This window comes from Stenotrophomonas sp. Y6 (assembly GCF_022436665.1).
Classification (GTDB): Bacteria; Pseudomonadota; Gammaproteobacteria; order Xanthomonadales; family Xanthomonadaceae; genus Stenotrophomonas; species Stenotrophomonas acidaminiphila_A.
This window is the reverse complement of the sequence record NZ_JAKUKB010000001.1, coordinates 456,281-469,283: the sequence shown is the minus strand read 5'-3', so window position 1 is coordinate 469,283 and position 13,003 is coordinate 456,281. Positions and strand designations below refer to the sequence as shown.

At 70.6% G+C, this 13,003-nt stretch carries 8 protein-coding genes; 5 read left to right on the top strand and 3 right to left on the bottom strand.

Annotated elements, in window-relative coordinates:
• Positions 1 to 27 precede the first annotated feature (27 nt).
• From MKP15_RS02150 to MKP15_RS02135, 4 genes are all read left to right on the top strand, one after another.
• Positions 28 to 2,637: a bifunctional aspartate kinase/diaminopimelate decarboxylase gene (locus tag MKP15_RS02150; protein ID WP_240211636.1), complete on the top strand. Its 2,610-nt coding sequence runs from the start codon at positions 28 to 30 to the stop codon at positions 2,635 to 2,637.
• A gap of 81 nt (positions 2,638 to 2,718) precedes the next feature.
• Positions 2,719 to 4,074, top strand: a complete 1,356-nt coding sequence (gene murL / locus MKP15_RS02145) for a UDP-N-acetyl-alpha-D-muramoyl-L-alanyl-L-glutamate epimerase (protein WP_240211635.1) — start codon at positions 2,719 to 2,721, stop codon at positions 4,072 to 4,074.
• On the top strand, positions 4,055 to 5,461 hold the full coding sequence (gene murD, locus MKP15_RS02140) for a UDP-N-acetylmuramoyl-L-alanine--D-glutamate ligase (RefSeq protein WP_161615048.1): 1,407 nt from the start codon (positions 4,055 to 4,057) through the stop codon (positions 5,459 to 5,461). The genes murL and murD overlap by 20 nt, the downstream gene beginning before the upstream one ends.
• Before the next feature lie 200 nt (positions 5,462 to 5,661).
• The gene (locus MKP15_RS02135; RefSeq protein WP_240211634.1) at positions 5,662 to 6,459 is read left to right on the top strand and encodes a dienelactone hydrolase family protein; all 798 of its coding nucleotides are present in this window, start codon (positions 5,662 to 5,664) and stop codon (positions 6,457 to 6,459) included.
• A 117-nt stretch (positions 6,460 to 6,576) separates the two neighbouring features.
• Here the strand turns inward: MKP15_RS02135 and MKP15_RS02130 are convergent, their stop codons facing one another.
• Together MKP15_RS02130 and MKP15_RS02125 are read right to left on the bottom strand one after the other, a co-directional pair.
• Positions 6,577 to 6,834, bottom strand: coding sequence for a helix-hairpin-helix domain-containing protein (locus tag MKP15_RS02130; RefSeq protein ID WP_240211633.1), 258 nt, complete (start codon positions 6,832 to 6,834; stop codon positions 6,577 to 6,579).
• Positions 6,835 to 6,838: 4 nt separating this feature from the next.
• Positions 6,839 to 7,837, bottom strand: a complete 999-nt coding sequence (locus tag MKP15_RS02125; protein ID WP_104938314.1) for a polyprenyl synthetase family protein — start codon at positions 7,835 to 7,837, stop codon at positions 6,839 to 6,841.
• 177 nt (positions 7,838 to 8,014) lie between these two features.
• Between MKP15_RS02125 and MKP15_RS02120 the strand changes: the two genes are divergently transcribed.
• Complete coding sequence (locus MKP15_RS02120) at positions 8,015 to 9,628, top strand: alpha-glucosidase (RefSeq protein WP_240211632.1); 1,614 nt, start codon at positions 8,015 to 8,017, stop codon at positions 9,626 to 9,628.
• 505 nt (positions 9,629 to 10,133) lie between these two features.
• Here MKP15_RS02120 and MKP15_RS02115 read toward each other — a convergent pair.
• On the bottom strand, positions 10,134 to 12,905 hold the full coding sequence (locus MKP15_RS02115) for a TonB-dependent receptor (RefSeq protein ID WP_240211631.1): 2,772 nt from the start codon (positions 12,903 to 12,905) through the stop codon (positions 10,134 to 10,136).
• Between the last annotated feature and the right edge of the window lie 98 nt (positions 12,906 to 13,003).

The following is a 13,003-nucleotide window of genomic DNA, read 5'->3' as shown; positions in this document are numbered from 1 at the left end:
CTTTCCCCACCGTGAACCCCCACGCCAATGTCCTCTTCCCCCCTCGTCGATCGCTGGATCGTCCTCAAGTTCGGTGGCACCTCGGTGTCGCGTCGTCATCGTTGGAACACGATCGGGGAACTGGCGAAAAAACGTGCGGACGAGACCGGTGGCCGCGTGCTGGTGGTGGTGTCCGCGCTGTCGGGCGTGACCAATGAGCTGACCGCGATCGCCGACGGCGCCGCCGACAGCCGCGAGCGGGTCGCCGCGCTGGTCGCGCGCCACAACGCATTCCTGGCCGAGCTGGAGCTGGGCCAGGAGGTGCTGGCCGCGCGGCTGGCGGCACTGCAGGCGCTGCTCGACGACCCGCGCGCGGCCCACCGCCCGCTGGACTGGCAGGCCGAGGTGCTGGGCCAGGGCGAACTGCTGTCTTCCACCATCGGCGCGGCCTACCTGCGCGGCAACGGCCTGGATTTCGGCTGGATGGACGCGCGCGACTGGCTGCACGCGCAGCCGCCGGCGCCCAACCAGAGCGCCTGGTCGCAGCGGCTGTCGGTGAACTGCCAGTGGCAGGGCGACGCCGGGTTCCGCCAGCGCTTCGCGGCGCAGCCCACGCGCATGCTGATCACCCAGGGCTTCATTTCCCGCCACGGCGACGGCGGCACCGCGATCCTCGGCCGCGGTGGCTCGGATACCTCGGCCGCGTACTTCGGCGCGCTGCTGGGCGCCAGCCGGGTGGAGATCTGGACCGACGTGCCGGGCATGTTCAGCGCCAACCCGAAGGACGTGCCCGACGCGCGCCTGCTCACCCGGCTGGATTATTACGAGGCGCAGGAAATCGCCACCACCGGCGCCAAGGTGCTTCACCCGCGCTCGATCAAGCCGTGCCGCGACGCCGGGGTGCCGATGGCGATCCTGGATACCGAGCGCCCGCACATGCCCGGTACCAGCATCGACGGCAGCGCCGAGCCGGTGCCGGGGGTCAAGGCGATCAGCCGCCGCAACGGCATCGTGCTGGTGTCGATGGAAGGCATCGGCATGTGGCAGCAGGTCGGCTTCCTCGCCGACGTGTTCGACCTGTTCCGCCGGCATGGCCTGTCGGTGGACCTGATCGGCTCGGCCGAGACCAACGTCACCGTCTCGCTGGATCCGTCCGAGAACCTGGTCAGCACCGACGTGCTGGCCGCGCTGTCGGCCGACCTGTCGCGGATCTGCAAGGTCAAGGTGATCGTGCCGTGCGCGGCCATCACCCTGGTCGGTCGCGGCATGCGCTCGCTGCTGTACAAGCTCTCGGACGTGTGGGCCACGTTCGGCAAGGAGCGCGTGCACATGATCTCGCAGTCGTCCAACGACCTGAACCTGACCTTCGTGATCGACGAGGCCGACGCCGACGGGCTGTTGCCGATCCTGCACGACGAACTGATCGACAGCGGCGCCATGCCGGTCTACGAGGAGCAGGTGTTCGGCCCGCGCTGGCGCGAGATCACCGGCAGCGTGCGCCCGCGGCCGACGCCGTGGTGGCGCGCGCCGCGCTCGCGCGGGCAGCTGCTGGAACTGGCCGCGCAGGGCACGCCGCGCTACGTGTACCACCTGCCCACGGTGCGCGCGCGCGCGCGCCAGCTGCAGGCGGTGGCGGCGCTGGACCGCCGCTACTACGCGATCAAGGCCAACCCGCACCCGGCCATCCTGCGCGCGCTGGCCGCCGAAGGCTTCGGCCTGGAGTGCGTTTCGCTGGGCGAGGTCGAGCACGTGTTCGAGGTGTTGCCGGAGCTGGCGCCGGCGCGGGTGCTGTTCACCCCCAGTTTCGCCCCGATCGGCGAGTACGCCGCGGCGCTGGCGCGCGGGGTCAACGTCACCGTGGACAACGTCGAACTGCTGCGGCGCTGGCCGGAGGTGTTCGGCGACCGCACGCTGTGGCTGCGCATCGACCTGGGCCATGGCGACGGCCACCACCGCAAGGTCAATACCGGTGGCAAGGAGGCCAAGTTCGGCCTGTCGGCGCAGCGGGTGGACGAATTCATGGACGTGGCGCGCGGCCTCGGCGTGCGCGTCACCGGCATCCACGCCCACCTGGGCAGCGGCGTGGAGAGCAGCGGCCACTGGCAGCAGGTGGTGGACGAGCTGGCCGGCTTCGCGCGCCGCATCGGCAGCGTGGAGATCCTCGACATCGGCGGTGGCCTGCCGGTGCCGTACAGCGACGACGACGAACCGTTCGATCTGGACGCCTGGGCCGCCGGCCTGGCCGCGGTCAAGGCGGTGCACCCGGCGTTCCAGCTGGCGGTCGAGCCGGGCCGCTTCCTGGTCGCCGAGGCCGGCGTGCTGCTGGCCCATGCCACCCAGGTGGTGGAAAAGGATGGCGTGCGCCGGGTTGGCCTGGACGCCGGCATGAACGCGCTGCTGCGCCCGGCGCTGTACGACGCCTGGCACGACATCGCCAACCTGTCGCGGCTGGAAGACGCGCGCGACCTCGACTTCAGCGTGGTCGGGCCGATCTGCGAATCCAGCGACGTGTTCGCGCAGCGGGTGAAGCTGCCGTTCACCACCGCCCCCGGCGACGTCATGCTGATCGCCGACGCCGGCGCCTACGGCTTCAGCATGGCCAGCCGCTACAACCAGCGCGCGCTGCCGTGCGAGGACATCATCGACGATGCGTCGTGACCTCCGCGCCGCCCTTGCCCCCTCGTTCCGCCGCGCCCACGCAGCACCGCGCGCGGCACCCCGCTTGATTCCGGATACGCCATGACAGCTTTCGACAAAGACCAGGTTTCCCGCTTCCGTTTCGTCCGCTGCGCGTTCGCCGCGGACACCGGCGTGGCGCGGCTGGTGTACGCCTTCGACGACGGTCCGGAGATGACCGAGACCGTCACCGTGCCGGGCGCGCCGTTCCACCTGGACCCGGCGCGTGCGGCGGCGGTGCAGCGCGCGCTGCGGCTGCTGCACCTGGTCGCCGGGGTGAGTTACTACAAGGCGGCGGTGCCGGCGCAGGTGGCCATCGACAGCTACGCCATCGACGCCGCGACCGCGGCGCTGGTGGAAACGGTCTACCTCAACGGCCTGGGCGAGTTCGCCTACCGCAACGGGCTGAACCTGCGCGGCCGCTTCCGGTTGCCGGTGGAGGCGCAGGCCGAACCGGCGGCGCAGCCGCTGGGCCTGCGCGAACACGCCCTGGTCGCCATCGGCGGCGGCAAGGATTCGCTGGTCAGCATCGAGGCGCTGCGCCACGCCGGCGTGGCCGCGACCGTCACCTGGATCGGCGGCTCGCAGCTGATCCGCGCCTGCGCCGAGCGCACCGGCCTGCCGATGCTCAACATCGGCCGCGCGCTGGCGCCGGAGCTGTTCGAACTCAACCGCCAGGGCGCGTGGAACGGCCACATTCCGGTGACCGCGGTGAACTCGGCGATCATGCTGCTGGCGGCGCTGGTGCAGGGCGTGGACCAGGTGGTGTTCTCCAACGAGCGCTCGGCCAGCTACGGCAGCCAGATCGCCGGCACCGGCGAGGTCAATCACCAGTGGTCCAAGGGCTGGGCGTTCGAGAAGGCGTTCGGCGAACACGTGCAGCGGCACGTCGCCGCCGACCTGCATTACTACTCGCTGCTGCGGCCGCTGTCCGAGCTGGCGGTGGCGCGGCAGTTCGCCAGGACCGACTACTACGACGCGCATTTCTCCAGCTGCAACCGCAATTTCCACATCCTCGGCGAGCGCCCGGTGAACCGCTGGTGCGGGGTCTGCCCGAAGTGCCACTTCGTGTTCCTGGCGCTGGCGCCGTTCATGCCCAAGACCCGGTTGGTGCGCATCTTCGGCCGCAACCTGCTCGACGACGGCGACCAGGCCGGCGGCTTCGACGCGCTGCTGGAATTCCAGGACCACAAGCCATTCGAGTGCGTGGGCGAAGGCAGGGAGTCGCGCGCGGCGATGGCTGCCCTGGCCGCGCGCCCGGAATGGAAGGAAGACGTGCTGGTCAAGCGGTTCGCCCAGGTGATCCAGCCGACCCTGGCGGCCGACGAACTGAAGATCGAGCCGCTGCTGGTGATCGACGGCGAGCACCGCATCCCCGCCGCCCTGTGGGAGCGCCTGCGTGCGGATTTCGCAGCTTGAGGGGCAGCGCGTCGCGCTGTGGGGCTGGGGCCGCGAGGGCCGCGCCGCCTTCCACGCGCTGCGCGAACGGCTGCCCGGCCTGGCGTTGACACTGTTCTGCCCCGAGGCCGAAGCCGCGGCCGCGCGCGCTGAAACCGCCGGTGCGCTGCAGGTGCAAAGCGCGGTCAGCGGCGAGGCGCTGGCAGGCTTCGACGTGGTGGTGAAATCGCCCGGCATCAGCCCGTACCGGCCCGAGGCGTTGGCCGCCGCGGCAAGTGGCACGCAGTTCATCGGCGGCACCTCGCTGTGGTTCAGCGAGCACGCGCGCGCCGACGGCACGCTGCCGGACACCGTGTGCGTGACCGGCACCAAGGGCAAGAGCACCACCACCTCGCTGCTGGCGCACCTGCTGCGCGCGGCCGGGCACCGCACCGGGCTGGCCGGCAACATCGGCCTGCCGCTGCTGGAAGTGCTCGACCCGCAACCGGCGCCGGCGTACTGGGCGGTGGAACTGTCCAGCTACCAGACCGGCGAGGTCGCGCGCAGCGGTACGCGGCCGGACGTGGCCATCGTCCTCAACCTGTTTCCCGAGCACCTGGACTGGCACGGCAGCGAGCAGCGCTACATCGACGACAAGCTGTCGCTGGTGACCGGCGGCCACCCGCGGGTGGCGGTACTCAACGCCGCCGATCCGCACCTGCGCGCGCTGCAGCTGCCGCACAGCCAGGTGGTGTGGTTCAACCAGGCCGAGGGCTGGCACATGGTCGGCGAGGTGGTGCACCGCGGCGCGCAGCCGGTCTTCGATACCTCCGACACGCCGCTGCCGGGCCGCCACAACCGCGGCAACCTGTGCGCGGTGCTGGCGGCGCTGGAAGCGCTGGGGCTGGACGCGGTGGCGCTGGCGCCGGCGGTGCGCGGCTTCCGCCCGCTGCCCAACCGCCTGCAGCTGCTGGGCGAGCGCGACGGCCTGCGCTGGGTCAACGACTCGATCAGCACCACGCCGCATGCCTCGCTGGCGGCGCTGGACTGCTTCGCCGGGCAGCGCATCGCACTGCTGGTCGGCGGCCACGACCGCGGCCTGGACTGGCACGACTTCGCCGCGCACATGCGCGACCATGCGCCGCTGGAAATCATCACCATGGGCGGCAACGGGCCGCGCATCCATGCGCTGCTGCAGCCGCTGGCCGGCGAAGGCCGCTTCGGCCTGCATGCCGCCGCCGACCTGCCGCACGCGGTCGCGCTGGCGCGGGCCGCGCTCGGGGAGCAGGGCGGGGTGGTGCTGCTGTCGCCGGGCGCGCCGAGCTTCGGCGCCTACCGCGACTACGTGGCGCGCGGCCGCCACTTCGCCGAACTGGCCGGCTTCGACCCGGACAGCATCAGCGCGATCCCGGGGCTGGGGGTCGGCTGACGGCGCGTATCCGGGCGGGGTCGGGGGTTGCCGGGTGCCGGCCCATGGGCGTGGGCCGGGCCCGTGCTTTCGCTGAGTGGCGCCGTGCGCGGCGACCCCCGACCCCGGGGAGGCCGGAGTACAGGGCAAAGGGGGCGGCACGCGCCGTTCATGCCGCATGAGGCATAGACTCGCCGCATTCCCCAGACGGAGTGACTCCCATGCGAACCGTGCGCAAGTGGCAGGTGGCGTTGCTGGTGGCGTGTGCGTCGGCGGCACTGCCGGCGCTGGCGAAGATGCAGCAGCGGCCGGTGGAGTGGCAGCTGGACGGCGCCCGCTACAGCGGCGTGCTGGTCTTCGATGACGACGGCGACGCGCGTCGCCCGGGCGTGGTGATGGTGCCGAACTGGCGCGGGGTGAACGCGTCGGCGATCGAGAAGGCCGGGCGCATCGCCGGCGACGACTACGTGGTGCTGGTGGCCGACGTCTACGGCAGCGCGGTGCGGCCGAAGGACGACGCCGAAGCCGCCGCGGCCTCCAGGCCGCTGCGTGAAAACCGCGAGCTGTTGCGTGCGCGCGCCCGCGCCGCGCTGGACGCGCTCAAGGCCCAGGCCGGCAAGGCGCCGCTGGACGCCTCGCGCATCGCTGCGGTGGGCTTCTGCTTTGGCGGCAGCACGGTGCTGGAAATGGCGCGTGCGGGCATGCCGCTGGCGGGTGTGGTGAGCCTGCACGGCGGCCTGTCCACGCCCAGCCCGGCCGCCGCCGGGAGCGGCAAGGTGCCGATGCTGGTGCTCAACGGCGCCGCCGACCGCGGGGTGACGGCCGGCGATATCGCCGCGTTCGGCGCGGAAATGGATGCCGCCGGCGCCGACTGGCAGTTCGTCAATTTCAGCGGTGCGGTGCACTGCTTCGCCGAGGCCGACGCCAACAGCCCGCCGGGCTGCGTGTACGACCCGCGCGCGGCCAGGCGCGCGTGGAAGATGATGGACAGCTTCCTGGAAGAGCGCCTGGGCGATTGAGCGCCGGGGCCGGCGCGGGCGCGGCGTCCGTTGCAGGCGGGGGCGGACGCCGCGCCCGGAACCGGCAACGCATCGCGCCTGCCGCTGGCGGTCGCCGGCCTGCAGCCGCGCGGCCGCCTAGGCGCGGGGGACGTGGCTGCGTGCGGCCGCGATGGCGCCGGCGATCGCCGCGCGCGCCTGCGGGCTGTTGCGCCAGCAGCTGCTGCCCAGCATTGCCGCGGCCTGGCCGACGATGTCGCCGGGCTCGGCCTGCGCCAGTTGCCGCAGGGTGTGGAAACCCAGTTGTTCCAGCCGTGCCACCACGGTGGCGCCGACGCCTTTCACCGCCAGCAGCGCGGCGCGCTCCTCGTCGTTGAAATGCCGCGCGGACGTCATCGGCTCAGTGGCTGCGTTCGACCGCGTAGCGGGCCAGGCCGCGCAGGGCGGCGACGGCATCGCTCTCGGGCAGGCCATCGAGCGCGCGCTCGGCGGCGTCGGCGTACTCGACCGCGCGCTGGCGGCTGTATTCCAGGCCACCGGTGGCGCGGATGGCGGCCAGCACCTCGGGCATGGCGTCGGCATCGCCCTCCTGCACGATCGCGCGCAGGCGCTCGCGCACGGCCGCGTCCGAATGCGCCATGGCATGGATCAGCGGCAGCGTGGCCTTGCCCTCGGCCAGGTCGTCGCCCAGGTTCTTGCCCAGCTCCTCGGCGTTGGCCGAGTAGTCCAGCACGTCGTCGGCGATCTGGAACGCATAGCCCAGCGCCATGCCGTAGTCGTACAGCTGCCGCTGCACCGCCTCGCCGGCACCGCTGGCCAGCGCGCCCAGGCGGGTACCGGCGGCGAACAGCACCGCGGTCTTGCGCTCGATCACCCGCAGGTAGGCCGCTTCGTCGGTATCCGGGTTGTGGACATGCAGCAGCTGCAGCACCTCGCCTTCGGCGATGCGGTTGGTGGTATCGGCCAGGATGCGCATGACCGGCATGCGGTCCAGCTCGACCATCAGCTGGAAGCTGCGCGAATACAGGAAGTCGCCGACCAGCACGCTGGGCGCGTTGCCCCACAGCGCGTTGGCGGTGCTGCGGCCACGGCGCAGGTCCGACTCGTCGACCACGTCGTCGTGCAGCAGGGTCGAGGTGTGGATGAACTCGATGATCGCCGCCAGCTGGTGGTGCTCGGGCCCGGCGCCGCCGGCGGCATGCCCGGCCAGCATCACCAGCATCGGCCGCAGGCGCTTGCCGCCGGCGGAAATGATGTGGTCGGCGATCTGGTTGATCAGCACCACATCGGACGCCAGGCGGTGGCGGATCAGGGCATCGACGGCGGCCATGTCCGGGGCGGCGAGGGTCTGGATGGCGGGCAGGCCCAGCGCGGGGCGGAGGTCTTCGGCGATGCTCATGCGATGGCGTCGGGGGGCGTGGGGCGATTATAGGCGGTGCCGCCGGTGACCGGGCGCCGCCGCCGGCACGCGCGTGAATACGTATGCACTGCGCGCCATGGCTCCGGTGCCGCCGCTAAGCTGGCGTGGTTCATCCATGCCCGGCCGCGGGCACGCACAAGCCCGGAGGGGCGCTCGATGTCGAACACTCCCTGGTGGCGGGGCGCCGTCATCTACCAGATCTATCCGCGCAGCTTCCTGGACACCAACGGCGATGGCGTCGGTGACCTGCCGGGCATCATCGACCGGCTCGACTACATCGCCTCGCTGGGCGTGGATGCGATCTGGGTATCGCCGTTCTTCCGCTCGCCGATGGCCGATTTCGGCTACGACATCGCCGACCAGCGCGACGTCGACCCGCTGTTCGGCACGCTGGACGACTTCGACCGGCTGCTGGCCAGGGCGCATGCGCTGGGCCTGAAGGTGATGATCGACCAGGTGTTCAGCCACACCTCCGACCAGCACCCGTGGTTCCGCGAGAGCCGGCAGAGCCGCGACAACCCCAGGGCCGACTGGTACGTGTGGGCCGATGCGCGCGAAGACGGCACCCCGCCCAACAACTGGCTGTCGATCTTCGGCGGGGTGGCCTGGAAGTGGGAGCCGCGCCGGCGCCAGTACTACCTGCACAACTTCCTGTCGTCGCAGCCGGACCTGAATTTCCACAACCCGGCGGTGCAGCAGGCCACGCTGGACTACGTGAAGTTCTGGCTGGACCGCGGCGTCGACGGCTTCCGCCTGGATTCGATCAATTTCTGTTTCCACGACGCGCAGTTGCGCGACAACCCGGCCAAGCCGGAGAGCGAGCGTGTGGGCCGCGGCTTCAGCCCGGACAACCCGTACGCCTTCCAGTACCACTACTACAACAACACCCGGCCGGAGAACGTCGGCTTCCTCGAGCGCCTACGCGCGCTGCTGGACCAGTACCCGGGCGCGGTGGCGCTGGGCGAGATTTCCTCGGAGGATTCGCTGGCGACCACCGCCGAGTACACCGCGCCGGGCCGCCTGCACATGGGCTACAGCTTCGAGCTGCTGGTGGACGACTACAGTGCCGGCTACATCCGCGCCACGGTGGAGAAGCTGGAGGCGACCATGCGCGACGGCTGGCCGTGCTGGGCGGTGTCCAACCACGACGTGCAGCGCGCGGTGACCCGCTGGGGGGGGCACCCGGCCGACCCGGCGATGGCCAGGATGCTGGTCGCGCTGGTGTGCTCGCTGCGCGGCTCGGTGTGCATCTACCAGGGCGAGGAACTGGGCCTGGGCGAAGCCGACGTGCCGTTCGAGGCATTGCGCGACCCCTACGGCATCACCTTCTGGCCGAACTTCAAGGGCCGCGACGGCTGCCGTACGCCGATGCCATGGACCGGCGGCGAGCTGGCCGGCTTCAGCACGGCCAGGCCATGGCTGCCGATCCCGGCCGAGCACCGCGCGTTGTCGGTGCAGGCGCAGGAGGCCGCGCCCGATTCGGTGCTCAATGCGTTCCGCGCGTTCCTGGCCTGGCGTCATGCCCAGCCGGCGCTGACCGGCGGTGCGATCCGCTTCCTCGACAGCGCCGAGCCGGTGCTGATGTTCGAGCGCACGCGGGATGGGCAGACGCTGCTGCTGGCCTTCAACCTGTCGGCGGCACCGGTGCGGCATCCGCTGCCCGCTGGCTCGTGGCAGGCGCTGGCCATGCCCGGCCCGGATGCAGGACGTGCCGAGGCCGGCGAACTGCTGTTGCCCGCGCACGCGGTGTACTGCGCACGGCGCGGCTGAGCGTTGCAACCCGCGACGCGGCCTGCAGGGGCGGAGAGCGATCTCCGCCCCTGCTGCGTTGTGCTTCGCCTGCGCGCGCAACGCAGTGCGTGCCGCCCGGCACCGGCCATCGTGCGCCGCATGCGCTCCGGCGCCGCGGAGCGGCGAGGAACCATGGTGGGGCGCTGGCCCGGCGCGGCGCGCAACGCGCGCCCCGGTGCCGATGGACCGCGATGCCCTCGCGCATGGGCGGCGTGCCGGCACGTCCCCGGCCGCGGGCGTCATCGGCCCGTGGGAAACAGTACGGTGTCGGCCACATCGCGATGCGACGACCGGTTGCCAGCGCCGCCGGACAGGGGCGCGGCGTGACACATCCGGCCGTTGCCAGGGCGGGGCGTCGCGGGTGCAGCCGCGGGCGGCCGCGGGGCGGCCTCAAGCGCCGGGATGGTGGCCGCGGCACCGGCCGCGCGCATGAAAAAACCCGCTGCCGGGGCAGCGGGTCCGGTGTGCGGCTGAAGCCGACGGCTCAGAACTTGTAGTTCACCCCGATCTGGTAGCTGCGGCCCCATTCCACGGTCTCCAGTGGACGATCCTTGCTGCCGGCATAGGTTTCGTACCTGGAGTTGGTCAGGTTGCTGGCCTGCAGGTACAGGCTCAACCCGCTGAGCATCGTGTCACTGCCGAAGCTGTAGCCGAGCTGCGCGTCCAGCACGTTCTCGCCCTTGACGTAGCGCAGGGTGCGGTTGCCGTTGAAGTTGCCGATCTCGCCGATGAAGTCCGAGCGCTTGCGCTGGTTCAGGCGTACTTCGAAACCGTCGTTCTCGTAGTAGGCGGTGAAGTTGTACACGCGCTTGGACAGGCCCGGCAGCATGATCGGGGCGCTGCCGACGCTGGAGACGGCGCCCGGATCCGGCGGGATGGTGATGCTGCTGTCGTTGAAGCTGGCGCTGGCGACCACGCCGAAGCCGCGCAGCGCGTCGGCGAACAGGTCCAGCGGCAGCGAGGCGGTCAGTTCCATGCCGCGCAGGCTGCCACCGCTGCCGTTGAACGGCGCGGTGTAGGTGCCGGTCGTCTGCGCCGGTGCCTGGAGCTGGGCTTCGTTGGCCGGGATCTTCAGCCACTCGGCGACCTGGCTGGTGAAGTCGTAGCCATCGCGCTTTTCGGTATAGATGTAGGTTTTCAGGTCCTTGTAGAACACCGCGGCGGCCACATAGGCCTTGTTGCCGAAGTACTTTTCCCAGGACAGGTCCACCGCGTTGGCCAGCCACGGCTTCAGCTGCGGGTTGCCGCCACTGGCGCCGGGTTTGCCCTGGCCGGTGTCCATGCCGAATTCCATCGACGCGCGCATCTCGTCCACCCGCGGGCGCGCCACCTGGCGGGCCAGGGCGAAGCGCACGGTGTTCTCGGCCGGCAGTTCGAACGCCAGGTTCATGCTCGGCAGGAGCTTGGAGTACTTGCTGCCCTCGTGGATCGGGATCACCTGGTTGCCGACCGGCTGCGAACCGTCCCAGTAGTTGGAGTGCGAGGATTGGTCCACGTGCTGGCCCTGCAGGCCGATGTTGCCGCGCACCGGGATCGAGCCGATCTGGGTGCTGATGTTGGCGCGCAGGAACAGCGTGGCGATCTCCTCGTCCACCGTCCACTGCTTGGGAATCAGGTAGCTCTCGGTGGTGGTGGGCTTGAACACCATGTACCTGGCGACCGCGGCCGGGACGTTCCAGGCCGGGATGCGGCCGGCGCCGGCGAAGCCCAGGTCGACCGGCGCGTACTGCAGGTCGGCGGCGATGCTGGTGATGCCCTGCGCGCCCAGGTTGATGTTGCCTTCGGCCTGGGTCTTGTCCTTGCTGCGGTCGGCGTAGTTGGCACCCACGTCGATATCGCTGAACCAGCCCAGGGCGTCCGGCGCCGGGAAGTTGAGCGCCAGCTTGAAGCCCTTCAGCTCGTCGTCCACATGCGGGGTCTTGCCGTAGCCCGAGCCGTAGATGGTGTTGGTCAGGAACAGCTTGCCGGCATCGGAATAATCCCGCCCCGGGGTGAACCGCGGGAAGTTGCCGCCGGCGAAATCCAGGCGCACCGAATCCAGCCGTGGGGCCGGCAGCAGCTGCAGGTTGTTCTCCAGGTTGGTCTCGTCGCGCACCGCCTTGGACCAGCTGACGTCCGCGACCAGGCGCACCTCGCCGAAGGTGAATTCGTTGTTCCAGCCGAAAGCCTTGATGCTGTCCTCGCGGTAGTTGTACATGCCGCGCACCAGCGGGTAGACGTTGTGCGCCACGCCGCTGACGAAGCTGCCGTCGCGGGTCACCGCGTCGGTCAGGTACAGCGGGTCGTAGCCACCGTTGTAGCCACCCAGGTGGATTTCCAGCTGGTTGGCGGTGTCGTATTCCTTGGCCTTGGTGTAGAACGCATCGAGCGTGCTGGTCCAGGCATTGTTGGGGCGGAACTGCACGGTGGCCATCACGCCGTCGCGCTTGGCGTTGCCGGTGCGGCGCAGCGCCTTGATGCCGTCGGAGTAGAACGTGTAGGCGGGGACGCCGGGGCGGTTCAACGGCGTTCCGTCGTCGTTGCGGTCCTTCCACGGTTCGTACAGGCCGACCTGGTTCTCCTGTTTGGGCATGTCCGAGTGCGAGTAGCCGATGGCCAGGCCGATGGTGTCGTCGGCGAACTTGTCCACGAAGCTGACGTTGAAGCGGTTGCCGTAGGGGTCGACGCCGGCGGCTTCGCCCAGCGAGTTCTTCTGGTAGCGGCCGCTGACGGCGATCACCCGGTCGCCATAGCTGAGCGGGCGCACGGTCTGCATGTCCAGGGTGCCGGACAGGCCCTGGCCGACCAGGCCGGCGTCGGGGGTCTTGTACACGGTCACGCCGCTGATCAGCTCGGACGGATACTGGTCGAATTCCACGCTGCGGTTATCACCGGTGCTGACCATCTCGCGGCCGTTGAGCAGGGTGGTGGCGAAGTCGGGCGACAATCCGCGCACGCTGATCACCTGGGCGCGGCCGGCCACGCGCTGCGCGGCCAGGCCGGGCAGGCGGGCGATCGATTCGGCGATGCTCACGTCCGGCAGCTTGCCGATGTCCTCGGCCGAGACCGCTTCGACGATCGAGGTGGCATCGCGCTTGACCGAGATCGCGCTCTCGATGCCGCGGCGGATGCCGGTGACGGTGACCGTGTCCAGGTCCACGGCGTCGGCTTTCTTCTGGCCGTCGTCGGCGGTGCTCTGCGCGTAGGCGCCACTGGCCTGCAGCGCCAGCGCGGACGCGAGCGCCACGCTCAACAGGTTGCGCTTGGTGTTCAACATTCTCCCCTCTCCCAGGTGATGTCGTTTGGTTGTTCGGTGCCTGCACCGGAGCGGTTTGCGGGCGTTCGTCGCCGTTGCGATGCGCTCGGGTTGCGACT

What these genes read in the sequence shown, in the direction of transcription:
- murL (WP_240211635.1), top strand. Translation starts at nt 2,719, where the DNA reads ATGACAGCTTTCGACAAAGACCAGGTTTCCCGCTTCCGTTTCGTCCGC.
- MKP15_RS02135 (WP_240211634.1), top strand. Translation starts at nt 5,662, where the DNA reads ATGCGAACCGTGCGCAAGTGGCAGGTGGCGTTGCTGGTGGCGTGTGCG.
- MKP15_RS02115 (WP_240211631.1), bottom strand. Translation starts at nt 12,905, where the DNA reads ATGTTGAACACCAAGCGCAACCTGTTGAGCGTGGCGCTCGCGTCCGCG.
- MKP15_RS02150 (WP_240211636.1), top strand. Translation starts at nt 28, where the DNA reads ATGTCCTCTTCCCCCCTCGTCGATCGCTGGATCGTCCTCAAGTTCGGT.
- MKP15_RS02130 (WP_240211633.1), bottom strand. Translation starts at nt 6,834, where the DNA reads ATGACGTCCGCGCGGCATTTCAACGACGAGGAGCGCGCCGCGCTGCTG.
- MKP15_RS02125 (WP_104938314.1), bottom strand. Translation starts at nt 7,837, where the DNA reads ATGAGCATCGCCGAAGACCTCCGCCCCGCGCTGGGCCTGCCCGCCATC.
- MKP15_RS02120 (WP_240211632.1), top strand. Translation starts at nt 8,015, where the DNA reads ATGTCGAACACTCCCTGGTGGCGGGGCGCCGTCATCTACCAGATCTAT.